This is a genomic window from Streptomyces sp. NPDC001222, from assembly GCF_042896945.1.
GTDB lineage: Bacteria > Actinomycetota > Actinomycetes > Streptomycetales > Streptomycetaceae > Streptomyces > Streptomyces gibsoniae.
On sequence record NZ_JBIAXT010000001.1, the window covers coordinates 127,501 to 147,168 of the forward strand.

Consider the following 19,668-nt stretch of genomic DNA (forward strand, 5'->3'; position numbering starts at 1 on the left):
ACGAACGCCGGGGGCGCCGTGGAGACCACGGCGCCCCCGGCGGCTGTCACGCGTGTTCGCGCCAGCGGTTGGTGATCGGCAGCCGGCGGTCCTTGCCGAAGCCCTTCGCCGAGATCTTCGTGCCCGGCGGGTACTGCCGGCGCTTGTACTCGGCCGTGTCGACCATCCGCAGCGTCCGCACCACCAGATCCCGGTCGAAGCCCGCCGCCACGATGGCGTCCGCGCCCTGGTCCCGGTCCACATACAGATCCAGGACCGCGTCCAGGACCGGGTAGTCGGGCAGCGAGTCGGTGTCGACCTGGCCCGGGCGCAGCTCCGCGCTCGGCGGCTTGGTGATCGAGTTCTCCGGGATCGGCGGCGTCTGGCCCCGCTCGGCCGCCGCACGGTTGCGCCACCGCGCCAGCTGGAAGATCGACGTCTTGTAGACGTCCTTGATCGGGCCGTACGCGCCCACCGAGTCGCCGTACAGCGTCGAGTAGCCCACCGCCAGTTCCGACTTGTTGCCGGGCGCCAGCACGATGTGGCCCTCCTGGTTGGAGACGGCCATCAGCAGCGTGCCGCGCAGCCGGGACTGGAGGTTCTCCTCCGCCAGGCCCGTCAGCCCCAGGGCGTCCATGTAGGCGCCGAACATCGGCTCGATGGGGACGGTACGGAAGTGCAGGCCCGTGCGCCGCGCCAGCTCCGCAGCGTCGTCCCGGGAGTGCCCCGAGGAGTACTTCGACGGCATCGAGACCCCGTACACGTTCTCCGCGCCCACCGCGTCGCACGCGATCGCCGCGACGAGCGCCGAGTCGACACCGCCGGACAGGCCGATGAGCACGGACCGGAAGCCGTTCTTCCGTACATACGCCCGCAGGCCCGTGACCAGCGCCGAGTACACCTCCTCGTGGTCCTCCAGCCGCTGTGCGTACCCGCCCGTCAGCTCGGGCTCGTAGGCCGGCAGCGGCTCCTCGGACAGCACCAGGCGGTCGATGCGCAGCCCGTCGTCCACGACGCCCGCCGGGGCGTCCGGCCGTGCCGCGGGCAGGTCGAGGTCCAGGACCACACAGCCCTCGACGAACTGGGGTGCCCGCGCGATCACCTCGCCGTCCGCGCCGACGACGATCGAGTCCCCGTCGAAGACCAGCTCGTCCTGGCCGCCGATCATGGCGACGTAGGCGGTGGTGCAGCCGGCCTCCTGCGCCCGCTTGCGCACCAGCTCCAGACGCGTGTCGTCCTTCTCGCGCTCGTACGGCGAGGCGTTGATAGACAGCAGCAGCCCGGCCTGCGCGCTGCGCGCGGCCGGCACCCGGCCGCCGTCCTGCCACAGGTCCTCGCAGATGGCGAGCGCGATGTCGATGCCGTGCAGCCGCACCACGGGCATCGTGTCGCCGGGCACGAAGTAGCGGAACTCGTCGAAGACGCCGTAGTTGGGCAGATGGTGCTTGGCGAAGGTGAGGGCGACCTCGCCGCGGTGCAGCACCGCCGCCGCGTTCTGCGGGGCGCCGGCCGGCTGGCCGTACTTCGGCTGGGCGGTCTCGGAGCGGTCCAGGTAGCCGACGACCACCGGCAGCTCCCCGAGGCCCTCGCCGGCCAGACGCGCGGCGAGGTCCTTCAGCGCCGCGCGCGAGGCCTCCACGAACGACGACCGCAGGGCCAGGTCCTCGACGGGATACCCGGTCAGCACCATCTCGGGGAACGCCACCAGGTGCGCTCCCTGGTCGGCGGAGTGCCGGGTCCAGCGGACGATCGCCTCGGTGTTCGCGGCGATGTCTCCGACGGTCGAGTCGATCTGATTCAGGGCGAGGCGAAGTTGAGGCACCCGCCCAGTGTAATCGTCAGAGCGACACAATGGGGGCTGGGCCGGGCCGCGCACGCACGTGCGCCCGCCCCCCTCCGGGAGGGGGACGGGCGCGACGCGGTCACCTCAGGGCGACGCCGGTCAGTGACGGCGCCACGAGTCGACGTAGCCCGGGGCGGGCGAGCCCACGCCGGTCACGTCGTCGTAGCCCTTCACGGCCTGCAGGGAGCTGTCCTTGCCGAGGCTGCGGACGGAGGTGCTCACACCGCCGGTCGCGTCGAGGCCGTTCACGAAGTCGATGCGCGCCACGGCGAGGCCGGAGCCCGTCGGGTCGTCGGTGACGTCGTGGAACGACTTCGAACCGTACTTGGCGTAGATCGCCGGGTTGGCAAAGCCGATCGCCTTGCCGCCGTGTGCCTCCTGCGCCAGGGCCTGGACGGCCGCGATCACCGGCGCGGCGAGCGAGGTGCCGCCGATCCGGTACTCGCTGTACTGCTGCGACCCGTCGGGGAAGGTCTGCGTCTGGCCGACCTTGAAGCCCGTGTTGGGGTCGGCGATCGCCGCGATGTCCGGGACGACGCGGTTGCCCGCGGCGTTGTTCGCCGTGGCGAGCGCGTTCGGGACGACGCCCTTCTGGTAGTACGGCTGCGGCACGGTCTTGCTGGTGCCGCCGCCCGCGCCGGAGGTGAACGCGCCGGGGAAGTTCGTCCAGCTCTTGCCGTCCGTGGACAGCGTGGCCTTCTCGGTGCCCCAGCCGGTCTCCCACTGGTACTTGTCGCCCTTGCCGACGGCCAGCGAGGTGCCGCCGACCGCGGTCACCCACGCCGAGTTGGCCGGGGTGTCGACCTGCTTCGTCCCGGTGTGGGCGACCTCGTCGCCGTTGTCACCGGAGGAGAAGTAGAAGCCGATGCCCTCGACCGCGCCGAACTGGAAGACCTGGTCGTAGGCGGCCGCGAGGTCCGGCGTCTGGTTGGCCTCGATGTCGCCCCAGGAGTTGGAGACGATGTCGGCCAGGTGGTTGTCGACGACCTTGCTGAGCGAGTCGAGCAGGTCGTCGTCGTAGCAGGACGCCGCGCCGACGTACGTGATGTTCGCACCGGGGGCGACCGCGTGCGCGGCCTCGACGTCCAGGGTCTCCTCGCCGTACCAGCCGGCGGCCCCGCACTCCTCGGTCTTCGTGTACTTGCCCGGCAGCACCTGGTGCAGCTGGCTGGTGCCGAACGCGGCGTCGCCGTGCTTCTTCGCGTAGGTGGCCGCGTCGAAGGCGATGGTCGGCGAGGCGTAGGCGTCGGTGATGGCGATCCGGACGCCCTTGCCCGTGTACTCCCCGGCGCCGTAGGCGGCCCGGAGCTGCTTGCCGGTGTAGCCCTCGACGGCGTAGGGGATCTTGGAGCCGTACGCGTCCGGCAGCGTCGAGGCGACGTTGGAGCCGTAGTAGGAGGAGAACGGTCCCGCGTTCTTGAACACGGCGTCCGGCGGCGGCAGCTGGTCGCTGTGGTTGGCCTTGTGCGGGGCGTTGTCCAGACCGGTGACGGTCAGGACGGCACCCTTGAGGGCCTGGGGCGCGGAGGCCGCCTTCGAGGGCGCGTGGTACGTCCTCGAACCCTTGGTGTAGTTGTGCAGCTGGGTGCCGAACGCCTTCTCGGCGGCGGCCACGTCACCCGAGACGGCGACGTAGTGCTGCGTGACCGCGGTGACCTTGAGGCCCGACGACTTCAGCCACGCCGTGACCGCGGCCACCTGCGCCTTGGTCGCGCCGAAGCGCGCCTGCGACTGCTTGGCGTTGAGGTACTTGCCGTAGAGCGGCGAGCTCGGGTCGGAGACGGCCTTCGCGTAGGCGGCGAGGCCGGCGGAGTTGCGGCCGGCGAGGTAGACGCGGGCCGAGATCTGGGCGCTGTCAGCGGTCGCGCCCTTGTCCGCCTTGGCCGTGGCCCACGCGGGCTTGGTGCCCGCGAGCAGGTCCCGGCCGGGGTTGTCCGCGGCGTGCGCCGTGGGAATGCCGAGCGCCAGTGCGCCGGTGAGCAGCGGCAATGCGGCAGCCAAGCTCACCCCGGCGCGCGCCTTGGCGCGGTTGGATCTCATAAAACCCCCTGCTATGCGATGCGTCGCACGGTGTGGTCGCGAGTGATCCGCGTAGACAACCGCGCGGTGACGGCGCGGTGAATGGATCACGCGATGGGGGCCACTCTGGCGATGAACGGTTCATGTCAGGGGAATGAAAAGGCCAAGAAGACCCCAAGTGACCGTCAGTAAGGGGCTTTTTGTCACGGTTTCAGGGAACTGCCGTTGATTGCGGGGAGGTTGCGATCGTCGTGGATCCCTTGCGAAGACGCGCGATCCCCTCACGACAGCCCCGGGCCGCTGCGCGGGGCTAGTCGCGCGGCTCGGCGCCCCGTTCCTTGAGCATCGTCGCCATCAGCCCGATCTCCGACTGCTGGGCGTCCACCATGCCCTGGGCGAGCCTCTTCTCCACGCCCACGCTGCACTTGGCGACACAGCCCTCGGCCATGTGGATGCCGCCCTTGTGATGGCCGGTCATCAGTTGCAGATAGAGAATCTCGGCCTGCTTGCCCCGCAGCGTGTTCAGTTTCCGCAGCTCGGTGTTGGTGGCCATGCCCGGCATCAGCGCGCCGTCCTTGCCGGAGGCCATGTCGCCCATGCCCATCCAGGTCATCGGCGGATCGGCGGACACCTTCGGCAGTCCCCACAGGTCGAGCCAGCCCAGCAGCATGCCGCGCTGGTTGGCCTGCGTCTGCGCGATGTCGTACGCGAGCCGGCGCACCGCCTCGTCGTTCGTGCGGTCGCGCACGATGTACGACATCTCCACGGCCTGCTGGTGGTGGACCGCCATGTCCCGCGCGAAGCCTGCGTCCGCCGAGTCGGCGGTGGGCACCTTCGTGGTGGGCGGGGTGCCCTCGGCCGCGGCGTAGGTGATCGCCCCGGCCGCGACGAGCGCCGACGCCGCGGCCCCCGCGATCCAGCCGATGTGCCTCACCGGCCCAGCCCGCCCGTGCAGGGGGCGCCCGGCTCGGGCGTCTGGGCGCCCTGCACGAACGTGGCGAAGAACTTGTCCACGGCCGGGTCGTTCGCGCTCTTGACCGTGCGCTGGTGGGCCCAGGCGCTGAGCATGATCGGGTCCTTCTGGTCCTCGACGGGGCTCATCAGCGTGTACGGCGTCCTCTTCACCTTGGCGGCGAGCGCCTCGACGTCGCCCTTGGCCGCCCTGGTGTTGTACGTCACCCAGACCGCGCCGTGCTCGAGGGAGTGCACGGCGTTCATGTTGTTGACCGGCTCGGTGTAGACGTCGCCGTTGCAGTTCTGCCACACCGGGTAGTGGTTGCCGCCGACCGGGGGCTCCATGGGGTAGGTCACGGGATCGGTGGTGTGGGTGCGGCCCAGGGTGCCCTTCCAGGTCCTCACCCCGTCCGCGCCGGTGACGAAGTGGCCCGTGTCACCCTTCGTGGTGCCTTTCGCACCGCTCTTCCCGTCGCCCTTCATGCCGGCCTTCGTGCTGCTCGCCGCGACGGCCTTGGCGCCGGTCTGCGACTGGATGAGGACGACTCCACCGACGACGAGGCCGCCGACGACGACCACGCTCGCCGCGATCGTGAGGATCCGGTTGCGCCGCTCGCGGGCGCGCTCTGCGCTTCGCATCTCCTCTATCCGGGCCTTGCGCTCGGCGGAGCCGGTCTTGTTGGCGGAACCCATGGCCAGTCCTTTGGAAGGAGGGACGTTCGGGACCGCTGATGGTAATGGGGGCGGGAGACCGGAACGTGGACCGGACACGCGAATGACCGAAGAAGCGGCTTTCGTTCCGATAATTTGAAGACGAGATGCGCATTATTTACGCTGGTGGCATGCGGCTGTTGCGATCCACCGACCTCGCGTTGCGCGTCCTGATGCGGCTCGCCGTCGCCGACGAGTCCAACCCCACGACCCGTGAGGTCGCGGAGGCCATGGACGTGCCTTACACCCATGCCGCCAAGGTCGTCGCCGAACTCCAGCACATGGGCCTGCTCGTGGCCCGTCGCGGCCGGGGCGGCGGGCTCGCGCTCACCGAGACGGGACGCAAGGCGTCCGTCGGTGCGATCGCCCGCGCCTTCGAGGGGGAGGGCGACGTCGTCGAGTGCGAGGGGGCCACACCGTGCCCTCTGCACACCGGCTGCCGGCTGCGCGGCGCGCTGCGCCGGGCCCAGGAGGCGTTCTTCGCCGCGCTGGATCCGGTGACGGTGGAGGACGTGGTGGCGGCGCCGACGGGACCGCTCCTGCTGAACATCTCCCGCAGGCCCTGACCGAGGGCCTTGGGCGAAGCCCCTGACCGAGGGCTCCGACCGCATGCGGAGCACCCCGGGCGCCGCGGCCCGGGGTGCTGTGTCACCGAAGATCGCGGGCAGGTCAGCCCTGGGCCAGCCAGAGGTCCGGCCCGAACACCTCGTAGTGGATGTCGGCGGGCGCCACGCCCTTCTCCAGTAGCTGGGTGCGCACCGCCCGCATGAAGGGCACCGGACCGCACAGGTACGCGCGCGTGCCCGAGGCGACCGGAACCGTGGAGAGGTCGACGCGACCGGTGCGCGCGGTCTCGGGAGCCTCCTGCTCGTACCAGAAGTGCACGGCGGTGTCCGGCAGCTTCGCGGCGAAGGCCTCGTGATCACCGCGCAGGGCGTGGGTGACGGGGGAGCGGTCCGCGTGCACGACCGTGACCGGGGCGGTGTGACCGGTGCGGGCGAGCTGCTCCAGCATGGCGATCATCGGGGTCACGCCGATACCGGCGGAGGCGAGCACCAGCGGCCGGTCCGTGTGCTCCAGGACGAGGTCGCCGTACGGGGCGGACAGTTCCACGGTGTCGCCCTCGTGCACCTGGGCGTGAAGGTGGCCGGAGACCTCGCCGTCGGGGCCCGCCTCGCCCTGCACGCGCTTGACGCTGATCTGGCGCAGCGGGGAGCCGGGGGCGGCGGAGAGGCTGTACTGGCGTATCTGCCGGGCGCCGTCGGGGAGTTCGACGCGGACGGAGACGTACTGGCCGGGGAGGAAGTCCGGGACGGGGCCGTCGTCGGCCGGGCGGAGCTGGAAGGTGGCGACGTCAGCGGTCTCCTCGACGCGTCCGGCGACCGTCCAGGTCCGCCAGCCGGTCTGCCCGCTCTCCGTGTACAGCCGCTTCTCGATCGCGATCAGCGCGTTCGCCATCAGCCAGTAGACCTCGTCCCAGGCGCCCGCGACCTCGGGGGTGACCGCGGCGCCGAGGACCTCCACGATGGCCGCGAAGAGGTGCTGGTGGACGACCTTGTACTGGTCGGGCGCCACGCCCAGCGAGGCGTGCTTGTGGGCGATGCGGTTGAGCATCACGTCGGGGCGCTCGTCCGGCCGGTCCACCAGGTACGTGGCGAAGGCGGCGATCGAGCCGGCCAGCGCCTGGCGCTGGGTGCCGGCCGCCTGATTACCGCGGTTGAAGAGGTCGCGCAGCAGCTCCGGGTGGGCGGCGAACAGCCCGTCGTAGAAGCGCTCGGTGATCTCGCCCAGAGCGGCACCGACGGCGGGAAGGGTGGCGCGCACGGTGGCGGCGGACTGTTCGGACAGCATCGGGAACTCCTTTGCGTGGGGGTGGGGGCGGCCCGTTCGGCGTCCCCGACGGTATTAAAACTTGCATCTCAAATGCAAGTTTTCAACTCGGGGCAGCCGGACGGGGGCACCCGTTACGAACGGGCCGGCGAACAGGCAAGATGGGCGGCAGAGCGGAACACCTGCCGTGCGCGGGCGTTCAGCGCGGGGCCGGCCGATCAAGGTCCGCAACGCGTACGAAACGGTCGTGTGGTGGGATGCTCAGGTGCCCGACCGTCTCTCCCGTGGCATCGGGCGGCAGGCGGCCTGACCAGCAAGGATGGGGAAGCGGAAGATGGACAAGCAGCAGGAGTTCGTGCTCCGGACGTTGGAGGAGCGCGACATCCGTTTCGTACGCCTGTGGTTCACGGACGTGCTGGGCTTCCTCAAGTCCGTGGCCGTGGCACCCGCCGAACTGGAGCAGGCCTTCGACGAGGGCATCGGCTTCGACGGCTCCGCCATCGAGGGCTTCGCGCGGGTCTACGAGTCCGACATGATCGCCAAGCCGGACCCGTCCACCTTCCAGGTCCTGCCCTGGCGTGCCGAGGCCCCGGGCACGGCCCGGATGTTCTGCGACATCCTCATGCCGGACGGCTCCCCGTCGTTCGCGGACCCGCGCTACGTCCTCAAGCGCGCCCTGGCCCGCGCCTCCGACCTCGGCTTCACCTTCTACACCCACCCCGAGATCGAGTTCTTCCTGCTGAAGGACCGCCCCCTCGACGGCAGCCGCCCCACCCCGGCCGACAACTCCGGCTACTTCGACCACACCCCGCAGAACGTCGGCATGGACTTCCGCCGCCAGGCGATCACGATGCTGGAGTCGATGGGCATCTCGGTCGAGTTCTCCCACCACGAGGGCGCGCCGGGCCAGCAGGAGATCGACCTGCGCTACGCGGACGCGCTCTCCACGGCGGACAACATCATGACGTTCCGCCTGGTCATGAAGCAGGTGGCGCTGGAGCAGGGCGTGCAGGCGACCTTCATGCCCAAGCCCTTCTCGGAGCACCCCGGCTCCGGTATGCACACGCATCTGTCCCTCTTCGAGGGCGACCGCAACGCGTTCTACGAGTCGGGCGCCGAGTACCAGCTCTCCAAGGTCGGCCGCTCCTTCATCGCGGGACTGCTGCGGCACGCGGCGGAGACCTCGGCGGTCACCAACCAGTGGGTGAACTCCTACAAGCGCATCTGGGGCGGCTCCGAGCGCACGGCGGGCGCCGGCGGCGAGGCCCCCTCCTACATCTGCTGGGGCCACAACAACCGCTCCGCCCTCGTCCGCGTCCCGATGTACAAGCCGGGCAAGACCGGATCGGCGCGGGTCGAGGTCCGCTCGCTCGACGCGGGCACCAACCCGTATCTGGCCTACGCGGTCCTGCTGGCCGCCGGCCTGAAGGGCATCGAGGAGGGCTACGAGCTGCCGCCGGGCGCCGAGGACGACGTCTGGGCCCTCACGGACGCCGAGCGCCGCGCGATGGGCATCGAACCCCTCCCGCAGAACCTCGGCGAGGCGCTCACCCTGATGCAGCGCAGCGACCTCATCGCGGAGACCCTGGGCGAGCACGTGTTCGACTTCTTCCTGCGCAACAAGAAGCAGGAGTGGGAGGAGTACCGCAGCGAGGTCACGGCGTTCGAGCTCCGCAAGAACCTGCCGGTGCTGTAGGCACAGGTCAGAGGCCGTAGGCCGACACGAGTGCCGTGGGGCCCACGCAGTCGTCGTGGGCCCCACGGCACTCGTGTCGGCTCTGGGCCGTCCATCCCCGGTGGCGGACGCCCCGTGGTCAGCGGCCGGTGAAAGCGGCGTCGCGCTCGACGAAGGACCGGATGCCTTCGGCGCCGTGGGCGGTGGCGGCGAGCCGGGCGATGGTGCGGCGCAGCCGCTCGATCGCGGCCCTCTCGCCCTGCTCCTGTGCCGGGTGGGCGGAGTCGAGGACGGCCCGCACTCCCGGCGGGACGGACTTCTCGGTGATGACGCGGGCGATCTGCGTGGCGCGCTCGATCGCGGCCGGTCCGTAGGCGGCGAGTTCCCGCACAGGCCGATGCGGTGAGCCTCGTCGGCGTCGAACTCCTCCCCGGTGAGGATCCAGCGCATGGCGTTGCCCGGTTTGATTTTCTTCCGCTTTCGGCGGCGGGTCCAATATCTACCGATCAAGCCGGGCCCGCCCCTATGCTGCTCGCGGCGGTGCCGTGGTTTCACCGCTTCGGGGGCGAAGAGCGGGCGGGGGGAACGGTGGCTGTTTTCGGTAATTTATTCTCATGGCTGTTCGAAGGGGTGTACCGGGGGGACGAGGACGGGGAACGTCATCTCGAGGCGATTCGGGCGCTTCAGCCGCAGCGTGACGATGCCTTCGAGCACGACTATCTGTATTCGTGTCTCAGTGTTCTGGATTCCAAGGCCCAGGCGCTTCTTTCCTACGACGGAATCCTGATGGCCGCGAGTTCGATCACGTTGTCCATGTTCTCGCGAGACATCACCACGGGCAGCGTGCTGGTCTTCTCGTCCCTCGTGGTGAGTGTCGTCTCCTCCGCCCTGTGTCTGAGCGTCGTATGGGTGCACTGGACCGACACGGGCGAGCTGGAGAACTCCGAGGACCTCTTTCTGAAACTGCTGCATGTGCGCAACCGGAGGACGCTGAGCTATCGGATCTCCTGGATCGTCGCGCAACTGGCGGCGATCCTGCTTCTGCTCGGCGTGGTCCTCCAGAGAAGGGCGGCGTGAAAGCGGCGTGAAAGGTGCGACGATACCCGAAAGCGTCTCGTCGCCGCCTCGCGTTCCCGTCTTCTCCCTGGAAAGGGCGCTTACGCGCACTGTCGACCTGTCAGGTCCCCTGGCGTATGCTGCCGGGCGTGACTCTCACAACGGTGGACAGGGAATGCTTCGAAGCCGCGCTGGCAGAGGCGCGGAAGGGGCTGGAGTCCGGTGGGGTTCCCGTCGGCGCCGCGCTCCAGCGGGACGGCGGTCTCGTCGCCGTAGGCCACAACGAGCGGGTTCAGCGCAACGATCCCATTGCCCACGGCGAGATGGCGTGCCTTCGCAACGCCGGCCGATTGACGTCGTACGAGGGCACCACGCTGTACACGACCTTGTCTCCGTGCGAAATGTGCACCGGAGCGATTCTTCTCTTCGGTATCAAGCGACTGGTGGTCGGCGAGGCGACGACCTTCGAGGGGAATCTGAATACCTTCACGGAACGCGGCGTGGAAGTGATCCTCCTCGACGACGCGCGCTGCAAGGACCTGATGGCGGAATTCCAGAAGCGCTATCCGGACGTCTGGGCCGAGGACATCGGCGAGGCGCCGTCGGCCGAGGCCGAACGCGTCATCTGACGTACGCCGGGGACACGGCCGCGGTGCTGATGCGCCGCGGCTTTCCCGTGCCGTCCGCCGGGAGCGTGTACAGGTCCGCTCCGTAGTCGCCGGGGAGGGCGTAGACCAGGGTGTGGTCGTCCCGCCAGACGACCTGGTCGTCCACGCTGCGGGGCTCGGCCAGCGGGGTCTCGTGGAGCGTGCGCAGATTCAGGACGTACAGATGCCAGGGCGCGTCCTTGGGCAGGCCCGGTACCCGCTTCTTGAACGCGATCAGGGTGCCGTCGGGTGACAGGGACGGGCACTCCACATCGGTGTGGAGGGTGGTCACCGTGCGACTGCGCAGATCGCCGCGGACCAGATAGGTGCTCCCCCGCGTGCCGAGCGTCGCGTAGAAGGTGCGGTCGTCGGAAGCGAAGGTCACGCCCCAGAAGTTCGCATCCGCCGCGTGGTAGGTCCGGCCGTCCTTGACGATCCGGTACGCCTCCAGGGACTCGGTGAGCTCGCCCGTACGGGTGTCCACGATCGCCGCGCGGGTCGAGAAGTTCGTCCCGGCGTACGAGTCCCCGCCCACGAAGGCCGTCCACGCGGCATAGCGGCCGCTCGGGGAGACCCGGGCGCGGGACGGGATGCCCGGGACGTCGTAGCGGGCCCTGATGTGCAGGGAGGCGTCGAGGACCACCGCGCGGTAGGTGTCGGAGACCGGGCCGTGCACCGCCTGGAGACAGACCCCGGTGCCCGCGGCGGCGTAGAAGCGCAGGCACTTCACGCGGGACGCCGTGCGCGGCCCCGAGGGGTCGGTGGCGGGGGCCGACACCAGCTCGTCGCGGTGCGGGCCCCACGCCATGTTGCGGAACACCACGCGGCCGGGCTCCGTCAGGGTCACCGCGCCGGACGTGATCCGCGGGCCGCCCGCCTGGGGCCGGTTTCTGCGCTCCGCGCGCGCCGAGGCGTGCAGCACCGAGGCCGTGGCGACCCCGGTGAGCACCACGAGCGCAGAGAGCAGGACCAGGATGCGGGTGCGTGCCGTCATGCCGTGCCTTCCGGGCGGTTGGTCGCCGCGGCGTCCGGGTGCCGGACCACCGGGGCCTGCGGTCGAAGGGTCAGGGCGAAGACCGCGCACACCGCCAGCGCCGCCGTCGACGCAAGGAGCGCGCTGCGGTCGCCCCACACGGTCCACAGCGCCCCGAACCCCAGCGAGCAGACGAACCGGGCCAGCGCCTGACCCGTCTGCACCAGGGCGAGACCGGAGGAGCGCAGGGCCTCCGGGACGCTGTCCGACGCCGCCGCCATGAGCACGCCGTCGGTCGCCGCGTAGAAGCCGCCGTGCAGGGCGAGCACGGCGTACGGCAACGCGGCCGAGTGCCAGGAGGTGAGCAGCAGGGCGTACGCCGTGAGCAGCGCGCCGTGGCCCGCCAGGAAGATCCGCCAGCGTCCCACCCGGTCCGCGAGCCGCCCCAGCGGCACCGCGAGAACCAGGAACGCCGCCGCCGTGCCCAGCGGAAGCAGCGCGAACCAGCGGTCGGGGACGCCGAGGCGCCGTTGCAGCAGCAGATAGACGAACGAGTCGCTGACGGTCGCGAGGCCCAGCAGCAGCGCGCAGACCGTGATCCGGCGCAGCTCCTGGCGGCGGAGGAGGGCGAGTGCGGCGCGGAGGGTGGGGCGGGCGTCGTCCTCGGGAGCCGGGGCGCGGCGGTCGGCGGGTTCCACGGTGTGGCCGCCGCGGGGCTCCGTGGTGCGGCTGTCGCGCGGTTGCCCGGTGCGGCCACCGTTCGGGACGAAAAGGATCAGTACCAGGACGCCCGCCAGGGCGACACAGAAGCTGACCGTGAACACCGCGTCGTACCCGTCCACCGTGGCCCGCAGGATCACGAACGCCACGAGCGGGCCGAGCAGCGCGCCCGCGGTGTCCATCGCCCGGTGCACCCCGAAGGCCCGGCCACGGGTCTCCGGGGTGCTGGACAGCGAGATCAGCGCGTCCCGGGGTGCCGTTCGCAGCCCCTTGCCGGTGCGGTCGGCGGCCAGGACCAGGCCGATGGGGGTCAGGGTGTGCGCGAGCAGCAGAAGCGGTTTGCAGAGGGCCGAGACGCCGTAGCCGAGGCCCGCCACCCACTTGTGCCGTCCGCCGCCCCGGTCGGCCAGATGGCCCCCGGCCAGGCGTACGACCGCGGAGAAGCCGTTGTAGATGCCGTCCAGGAGGCCGAAGCCCAGCGGGGACAGTCCGAGTTCCGCCACCAGGTACAGCGGGAGCACCGCCGTGACCATCTCGGACGAGACGTCGGTGACCAGGCTGACCGTGCCGAGGGCGAGCACCGTGGGGGCGATCGCGGCGCGGCGCCGCCCGGCGGAGGGCCGGACGGCGCCGTCCGCGGACGCCGGCGCCGATGGGGTGCTCGCGCGGCTGTCCGCTACGTACACGTCAGGACGCCCAGATGCCGGTGATGTCCTTGCCGGAGGCCGCGTTGCCCGCGTGCGTCGTCAGGCCCTGGGAGTCCTCCAGGGTGCGCAGCAGGTCGTAGTGGTTGTACGTGGTGGAGCTGCTGGCCCCGGCCGTGACCGGCTGGCCGTACAGCACCGTCGGAATGCGGTTGCCGCTGAGCCGGTTGTCCTCGTCGAAGGTGACGACGAGCAGGCTGTTGTGTGTCTTGGCCCAGGTGGCGTACGCGCCGAGGTTGATCTTCAGCCAGGTGTCACCGGTCGACACCGAGCAGTCGTGCATGTCGCTGCACAGGTTGGGGACGACGAAGGACACCTGCGGCAGCGTCGAGTAGTCGCTCGGGAACTGCGTGAACGTCTTCGCGGACGAGGTCGGCACATTGCTGAAACCGAACCACGGGTTGTGCTTGCGGGCGTAGTTGCCGCTGCTGCACGTGGTCGAGCCCTGGCTGGGCAGCGTCTCGTTGTAGCTCGCCCAGGTCCGGCCGGCGGCGATCAGCTCGGAGGCCAGGTTCGGGGCGGAGGAGAAGCCGGGCGTGTAGCAGCTGTCGTCCGTGACGCCCTGGGTGGAGCCGGAGAACAGCGCGAAGTAGTTGGGCTGGCTGGGGTGGGTCTCGGCGTACGACTGGGTCAGGTTGGCGCCGCCGGACTTCAGCGAGTTGAGGTACGGGGCGCTGGAGGAGCCGATCACCTGGCTGTAGGCGTGGTTCTCGAAGACCACGACGACCACGTGGTCCGGGGTCGGCACGGCGCCCGCGGCGTGCGCGGGGGACTCGCCGCCGAGCCCCGCCCACAGTCCGAACGCTGCGGCGGCGAGGGCCGTCGCGGACGCCACGGCGGTGCGGGTACGGCGAAACCTTGAACTGACAGGACTACCAGAACGGCCGGACACTTCAACCTCCGGTGGGGGCGAGGGTACGGGGTGGCGGTGCGGACAGATCATGCACACGCCAACATGCCGCCCCCTCTCGCCGTCTCACCCGTCGGATGAAGAGCCGGTGAATTGCTTCCGCGCCGCCGCCGCCGGGCCCTCGTAGGGACGTGTTCGCAACTCCCGCACCAGGTGCGGCCCGCCCGACCCGGTGGCCCGAGATGACCCGGCGGGAACACGATCCCGAGGCACCGCGCGGCGCCTGGGCCGGGCACTGGGGCTAGGCTCAAAGCCGCAGGACCTTGATCGACGCTCGGGAGGCCAAGGGATGACCGTGCCCCAAGGACGCAGAAGCAGCACCTTCACCCGGCTGCTGCGGCACGGCTTCACCGACCCCTCCGCCGCCGAGCGGCTTCTGGAGAGCGTCGAGCTGGCGCCGATAAGGACCGATCCCGTGCTGCTGGAGGCCCTGGGCGCGACCGCCGACCCGGATCTGGCACTGCACGGACTGGTCCGGCTGGTGGAGGCGCAGCCCGACCCCACCGCCCGGCGCGAGCTGCTCGACACCCTGATCGCGGCCAAGCCCCTGCGGGACCGGCTGCTCGGCGTGCTCGGCGCCTCCGCCGCGCTCGCCGACCACCTCGCCCGCCACCCCGGCGACTGGCACGTCCTGGTCACCTACGAATCCCAGGACCTCCACCCCGGGGTGGAGGAGTTCGAACAGGAGCTCGCGGAGGCCGCCGACCCCGTCTCCCTGCGCGTCGCCTACCGCCGCTGTCTGCTGTCGATCGCCGCCCGCGACGTGTGCGGCACCACCGATGTCGCCCAGACCGCCGCCGAACTGGCCGATCTCGCCACCGCCACCCTCCGCGCCGCCCTCGCCATCGCCCGGACCGCCGCCCCCGACGACGCCGCGCACTGCCGGCTCGCGGTGATCGCGATGGGCAAGTGCGGCGGCCACGAGCTGAACTACGTCTCCGACGTGGACGTCATCTTCGTCGGCGAGACCCGCGACGGCGGCGACGAACGCAAGGCCCTGCAGGCCGCGACCCGGCTCGCCTCGCACATGATGCGGATCTGCTCCGAGACCACCGTCGAGGGAAGCATCTGGCCCGTCGACGCCAATCTGCGGCCCGAGGGCAGGAACGGCCCGCTCGTGCGCACCCTGAGCAGCCATCTCGCCTACTACCAGCGCTGGGCCAAGACCTGGGAGTTCCAGGCCCTGCTCAAGGCCCGTCCGGTGGCCGGCGACGTGGAACTCGGCGAGGAGTACGTGGCCACCCTCGCCCCCCTCGTCTGGATGGCCGCCGAGCGCGAGAACTTCGTCGCGGACGTGCAGAAGATGCGCCGCCGGGTGGTCGCCAACATCCCCGTGGGGGAGGTCGAGCGCGAGCTGAAGCTCGGTCCCGGCGGCCTCCGGGACGTCGAATTCGCCGTACAGCTCCTGCAGTTGGTGCACGGGCGCGCCGACTCCTCGCTGCGCAGCGGTACCACCCTGGACGCCCTGAAGGCGCTCGCGGCCGGCGGCTACGTCGGGCGCGTCGACGCCGGGCAGCTGGAGGAGGCGTACCGCTTCCTGCGCTCCCTGGAGCACCGCATCCAGCTCTACCGGCTGCGCCGCACCCATCTCGTCCCCGAGGACGAGAACGATCTGCGGCGCCTCGGCCGCTCCCTCGGGCTGCGCACCGATCCCGTGGACGGGCTGCGGCGCGAGTGGAAGCAGCACACCGGTGTCGTACGCCGGCTGCACGAGAAGCTGTTCTACCGCCCACTGCTCGACGCGGTCGCCCAACTCGCCCCCGGCGAGGCCAGGTTGAGCCCGGACGCGGCCCGGGAGCGCCTGGTCGCGCTCGGCTACGCGGACCCGGCCGCCGCGCTGCGCCATCTGGAGGCGCTGGCCTCCGGCGTCACCCGCAAGGCCGCCATCCAGCGCACCCTGCTGCCCGTCCTGCTCGGCTGGTTCGCGGACTCCGCCGACCCGGACGCGGGCCTGCTGAACTTCCGCAAGGTCTCCGACGCGCTCGGCAAGACCCCCTGGTATCTGCGGCTGCTGAGGGACGAGGGCGCCGCCGCCGAGAACCTCGCCCGGGTGCTGTCCGCGGGCCGGCTCGCCCCCGACCTGCTGATGCGCGCCCCCGAGGCCGTGGCCCTGCTCGGTGACGGCGACGGCAGCGGCGGCGGGCTCGAACCGCGCGGCCGCACCCCTCTGGAACAGGAGATCCTCGCCGCGGTCCGCCGTGCCGAGAACGCCGAGCAGGCGGTCACGGCGGCCCGCGGGGTACGCCGGCGCGAGCTGTTCCGGACGGCCGCCGCGGACATCGTCGGCTCGTACGGGACCGAGGACGCCCCCGCCCCCGCCGACCAGGGCGAGCTGATCGACCTCGTCGGCGGCGCGGTCTCGGACCTGACGGCGGCCACCCTCGCGGGCACGCTCCGCGCGGTCGTGCGGGCCGGCTGGGGCGACACCCTGCCCACCAGGTTCGCGGTCATCGGCATGGGCCGCTTCGGCGGGCACGAACTGGGCTACGGCTCCGACGCGGACGTCCTCTTCGTGCACGAGCCGCAGGAGGGCGTGGACGAGCGGGAGGCGGGCGAGGCCGCCAACAAGGTGGTGGCGGAGATGCGCCGCCTGCTCCAGCTGCCGAGCACCGACCCGCCGCTGCTCATCGACGCGGGACTGCGGCCCGAGGGCAAGTCGGGGCCGCTCGTGCGCACCCTGGCGTCGTACGAGGCGTACTACCGGCGCTGGTCGCTGGTGTGGGAGTCGCAGGCCCTGCTGCGGGCCGAGCCCGTGGCCGGGGACGAGGACCTGGGCCGCCGCTTCGTCGAGCTGATCGACCCGCTGCGCTACCCGGCGGCGGGCCTCGGCGGCGACGCCGTGCGCGAGATCCGGCGGCTGAAGGCCCGCATGGAGTCGGAGCGGCTGCCGAGGGGCGCGGACAAGACGCTCCACACCAAGCTGGGCCGTGGCGGCCTGTCGGACGTGGAGTGGACGGTCCAACTGCTGCAGCTGGGGCACGGTGCGCAGGTGCCGGAGCTGCGCACCACCCGCACCCGCGCCGCCCTCTCCGCCGCGCTCCAGGCCGGACTGCTGTCGGAGGAGGACACGGCGACCCTGGACGAGGCATGGGTGCTCGCGTCCCGGGTGCGCAACGCGGTGATGCTGGTCCGGGGTCGGGCGGGCGACACGTTCCCGACGGAGAGCCGGGAGCTGGCCGCGGTGGGCCGCTACCTGGGGTACGGACCGGGGCACGCAGGCGACATGCTGGACGACTACCGGCGGACGACCCGCCGGGCCAGGACCGTGGTGGAGGAGCTGTTCTACGGCTCGTGACCGCGGTCCGCCACGGCCGGTGACGGTGGGCGACGCGGACCGGGCGCGGCCCTCACGCCTCCGCGGGCCGCAGCACCGGGCCGCCGGCCCCGGCCACCCGGCGGGGCAGTGAGAACGGCAGGGCGCCGTACCACAGCCAGGCCGTCGCGAAGCCGGCCGAGAGGCAGAGCGTCCCGCCGACCGCGTCCAGCCAGAAGTGGTTCGCCGTGGCAACGATCACCGTCAGCGTCACCACCGGGTACAGCAGTCCCAGGATCCGCACCCAGTCCACGCCGGCCAGGGCGAACAGCGTCAGTCCGCACCACAGCGACCAGCCGATGTGCATCGACGGCATGGCCGCGTACTGGTTGGACATGTGCTTCAGATCGCCCGACGCCATCGAGCCCCAGGTGTGGTGCACCACCACCGTGTCGACGAAGCGCCCCCCGTTCATCAGACGGGGCGGCGCGAGCGGGAAGAAGTAGTAGCCGAGCAGCGCTGCCGCCGTCGTGGCGAAAAGCGCGAGCCGAGTGGCCGCGTACCGGCCCGGATGGCTGTGGTAGAGCCAGACCAGGATCCCGATCGTCACCACGAAGTGCAGGGTGGCGTAGTAGTAGTTCATTCCGACGATCAGCCATGCCACCGAGTTGACGGCGTGGTTGACCGAGTCCTCGACCGCCATCCCCAGATGGTGTTCCAGGCGCCACAGCCCGTCCGCGTTGGCCAGGGCCTTCGTCCTCTGCTCCGGCACGGCGTTACGGATCAGGGAGTACGTCCAGTAACTGACCCCGATGAGCAGGATCTCGAACCAGAAGCGCGGGCGGCGCGGAGCGCGCATTCTGCGCAGGAGGCTCTGGCCCGTCCGGTCCTGCGCGCGGTCCGTGACGTCCTGTGGCTCGGCCGGCGCCCGGCCCTCCACTGTCGACACGGTCCTATCACCCATAGGCACAGAGTCTGCCAGAAAAGCCATCTTCTGCCGATCATCCCTTGGAAGGGTTCCGGCCGCATGTTCTCCACCTGGAGGACCCGTGGCGGGGCCCGGCGGCTACTGCCTAGGGACGACTCCGGTCCCCGGGAGCCGAAGCGGTCGATCCCCGTACCACCAGCTCCGGCATGAACACGAATTCACTGTGCGGCGCGGGCGTCCCGCCGATCTCCTCCAGCAGCGTCCGCACGGCGGCCTGCCCCATCGCCGGGACCGGCTTGCGGATCGTCGTCAGCGGCGGATCCGTGAAGGCGATCAGCGGGGAGTCGTCGAAGCCCACCACCGAGACGTCCGTGGGGACTTCCAGCCCGCGCTGCCGCGCGGCGCGTATCGCACCGAGCGCCATCATGTCGCTCGCGCACACCACGGCGGTGCACTCCCGCTCGATGAGCGCGCCGGCCGCCGCCTGGCCGCCCTCCAGGGTGTACAGGGAGTGCTGGATGAGTCGCGACTCGATGTCCTCCGGGGACAGCCCGAGCTGGTCCTGCATCGCGCGGACGAAGCCCTCGATCTTCCGCTGCACCGGCACGAAACGCCTGGGTCCGAGAGCCAGCCCGATCCGGGTGTGCCCCAGGGACACCAGATGGGTGACCGCCAGCGACATCGCGGCCCGGTCGTCGGGGGAGATGAAGGGCGCCTGCACCTTGGGGGAGAAGCCGTCCACCAGCACGAAGGGCACGCCCTGGGCGCGCAGCCGCTCATAGCGCTGCATGTCGGCGGTGGTGTCCGCGTGCAGTCCGGAGACATAGATGATGCCCGCCACCCCGCGGTCCACCAGCATCTCCGTCAGCTCGTCCTCCGTGGAGCCGCCGGGGGTCTGGGTCGCCAGCACCGGGGTGTACCCCTGCCGCGTCAGCGCCTGGCCGATGACCTGGGCGAGGGCCGGGAATATCGGGTTCTCCAGCTCCGGGGTGATCAGACCGACCAGGCCCTCGCTGCGCTGGCGCAGCCGCACCGGGCGCTCGTAGCCCAGCACGTCGAGGGCGGCCAGCACGGACTGGCGGGTGGTCGCGGCGACGCCCGGCTTTCCGTTGAGGACACGGCTGACGGTCGCCTCGCTGACCCCCGCCTGCGCCGCGATGTCGGCAAGCCGTGTGGTCACGTGGCCGGACTGTACCGGTCGCGTCTCCGCTTGCCCACCAATCGGACGCCGGGCCCGGGCGGTTGGCCTGCCCGCTGCGGGTTGCTGCGTCATCGCGCTCCCTCGTGATCGTGTTCGGCGTCCGTGTCCGCAAGGGGATGATCCCCACGCGTGCAACGCATGGCAAGAGATTGCAGAGTCTTGCACACGTGTCTGTGCCCCGCAGATCAGCCCCGAAGCCAGGTGTACCGACCCTCACGGCCAGATCACGGGCGGGTAACCATCGTCAGCCCTTGCACTTTTTTTC

16 protein-coding genes are annotated in these 19,668 nt (G+C 71.0%); 5 read left to right on the plus strand and 11 right to left on the minus strand.

Annotated features, from left to right (window positions below):
- Positions 1–46: 46 nt before the first annotated feature.
- The 4 genes from ACFY2Z_RS00625 to ACFY2Z_RS00640 form a co-directional block, all read right to left on the minus strand.
- Positions 47–1,801 (minus strand): NAD+ synthase, encoded by a 1,755-nt coding sequence (locus tag ACFY2Z_RS00625; RefSeq protein WP_390741991.1) that lies wholly within the window; start codon positions 1,799–1,801, stop codon positions 47–49.
- A gap of 120 nt (positions 1,802–1,921) precedes the next feature.
- Positions 1,922–3,862, minus strand: a complete 1,941-nt coding sequence (locus ACFY2Z_RS00630) for a protease pro-enzyme activation domain-containing protein (RefSeq protein ID WP_390741992.1) — start codon at positions 3,860–3,862, stop codon at positions 1,922–1,924.
- Positions 3,863–4,151: 289 nt separating this feature from the next.
- Positions 4,152–4,775 carry a DUF305 domain-containing protein gene (locus tag ACFY2Z_RS00635; protein WP_390741993.1) on the minus strand — a complete coding sequence of 208 codons (624 nt, stop codon included), beginning with the start codon at positions 4,773–4,775 and terminating at the stop codon, positions 4,152–4,154.
- The gene (locus ACFY2Z_RS00640) at positions 4,772–5,488 is read right to left on the minus strand and encodes a DUF3105 domain-containing protein (RefSeq protein WP_390741994.1); all 717 of its coding nucleotides are present in this window, start codon (positions 5,486–5,488) and stop codon (positions 4,772–4,774) included. The genes ACFY2Z_RS00635 and ACFY2Z_RS00640 overlap by 4 nt, the downstream gene beginning before the upstream one ends.
- A 149-nt stretch (positions 5,489–5,637) precedes the next feature.
- Here ACFY2Z_RS00640 and ACFY2Z_RS00645 point away from each other — a divergent pair, with 149 nt between their 5' ends.
- Positions 5,638–6,072: an RrF2 family transcriptional regulator gene (locus ACFY2Z_RS00645; RefSeq protein WP_390741995.1), complete on the plus strand. Its 435-nt coding sequence runs from the start codon at positions 5,638–5,640 to the stop codon at positions 6,070–6,072.
- A gap of 103 nt (positions 6,073–6,175) precedes the next feature.
- On the opposite strand, the gene ACFY2Z_RS00650 is transcribed toward ACFY2Z_RS00645, so the two are convergent.
- A complete protein-coding gene (locus tag ACFY2Z_RS00650; RefSeq protein WP_390741996.1) occupies positions 6,176–7,357 on the minus strand; it encodes a globin domain-containing protein in 1,182 nt (393 codons plus the stop codon).
- Between the two features lie 313 nt (positions 7,358–7,670).
- On the opposite strand from ACFY2Z_RS00650, the gene glnA reads away from it, so the two are divergent.
- Positions 7,671–9,032 (plus strand): type I glutamate--ammonia ligase, encoded by a 1,362-nt coding sequence (gene glnA / locus ACFY2Z_RS00655; RefSeq protein WP_390741997.1) that lies wholly within the window; start codon positions 7,671–7,673, stop codon positions 9,030–9,032.
- A gap of 118 nt (positions 9,033–9,150) precedes the next feature.
- On the opposite strand, the gene ACFY2Z_RS00660 is transcribed toward glnA, so the two are convergent.
- Positions 9,151–9,402 carry a hypothetical protein gene (locus ACFY2Z_RS00660; RefSeq protein WP_390741998.1) on the minus strand — a complete coding sequence of 84 codons (252 nt, stop codon included), beginning with the start codon at positions 9,400–9,402 and terminating at the stop codon, positions 9,151–9,153.
- A gap of 11 nt (positions 9,403–9,413) precedes the next feature.
- Between ACFY2Z_RS00660 and ACFY2Z_RS00665 the strand changes: the two genes are divergently transcribed.
- On the plus strand, positions 9,414–10,088 hold the full coding sequence (locus ACFY2Z_RS00665; RefSeq protein ID WP_390741999.1) for a hypothetical protein: 675 nt from the start codon (positions 9,414–9,416) through the stop codon (positions 10,086–10,088).
- 128 nt (positions 10,089–10,216) lie between these two features.
- Positions 10,217–10,696 carry a nucleoside deaminase gene (locus ACFY2Z_RS00670; RefSeq protein WP_390742000.1) on the plus strand — a complete coding sequence of 160 codons (480 nt, stop codon included), beginning with the start codon at positions 10,217–10,219 and terminating at the stop codon, positions 10,694–10,696.
- On the opposite strand, the gene ACFY2Z_RS00675 is transcribed toward ACFY2Z_RS00670, so the two are convergent.
- The 3 genes from ACFY2Z_RS00675 to ACFY2Z_RS00685 are packed head-to-tail and all read right to left on the minus strand — an operon-like array spanning position 10,689 to position 13,946.
- A complete protein-coding gene (locus ACFY2Z_RS00675) occupies positions 10,689–11,708 on the minus strand; it encodes a TolB family protein (RefSeq protein ID WP_390742001.1) in 1,020 nt (339 codons plus the stop codon). The genes ACFY2Z_RS00670 and ACFY2Z_RS00675 overlap by 8 nt on opposite strands.
- The gene (locus tag ACFY2Z_RS00680; protein WP_390742002.1) at positions 11,705–13,093 is read right to left on the minus strand and encodes an MFS transporter; all 1,389 of its coding nucleotides are present in this window, start codon (positions 13,091–13,093) and stop codon (positions 11,705–11,707) included. Before ACFY2Z_RS00680 ends, ACFY2Z_RS00675 begins: the two co-directional genes overlap by 4 nt.
- Position 13,094: 1 nt before the next feature.
- Positions 13,095–13,946 (minus strand): alkaline phosphatase family protein, encoded by an 852-nt coding sequence (locus ACFY2Z_RS00685; RefSeq protein ID WP_390742003.1) that lies wholly within the window; start codon positions 13,944–13,946, stop codon positions 13,095–13,097.
- Between the two features lie 364 nt (positions 13,947–14,310).
- Between ACFY2Z_RS00685 and ACFY2Z_RS00690 the strand changes: the two genes are divergently transcribed.
- Positions 14,311–17,316, plus strand: coding sequence for a bifunctional [glutamine synthetase] adenylyltransferase/[glutamine synthetase]-adenylyl-L-tyrosine phosphorylase (locus ACFY2Z_RS00690; RefSeq protein ID WP_390742004.1), 3,006 nt, complete (start codon positions 14,311–14,313; stop codon positions 17,314–17,316).
- Positions 17,317–17,368: 52 nt separating this feature from the next.
- On the opposite strand, the gene ACFY2Z_RS00695 is transcribed toward ACFY2Z_RS00690, so the two are convergent.
- A complete protein-coding gene (locus ACFY2Z_RS00695) occupies positions 17,369–18,238 on the minus strand; it encodes a phosphatase PAP2 family protein (RefSeq protein WP_390742005.1) in 870 nt (289 codons plus the stop codon).
- A gap of 109 nt (positions 18,239–18,347) precedes the next feature.
- The gene (locus ACFY2Z_RS00700; RefSeq protein ID WP_311690613.1) at positions 18,348–19,382 is read right to left on the minus strand and encodes a LacI family DNA-binding transcriptional regulator; all 1,035 of its coding nucleotides are present in this window, start codon (positions 19,380–19,382) and stop codon (positions 18,348–18,350) included.
- Between the last annotated feature and the right edge of the window lie 286 nt (positions 19,383–19,668).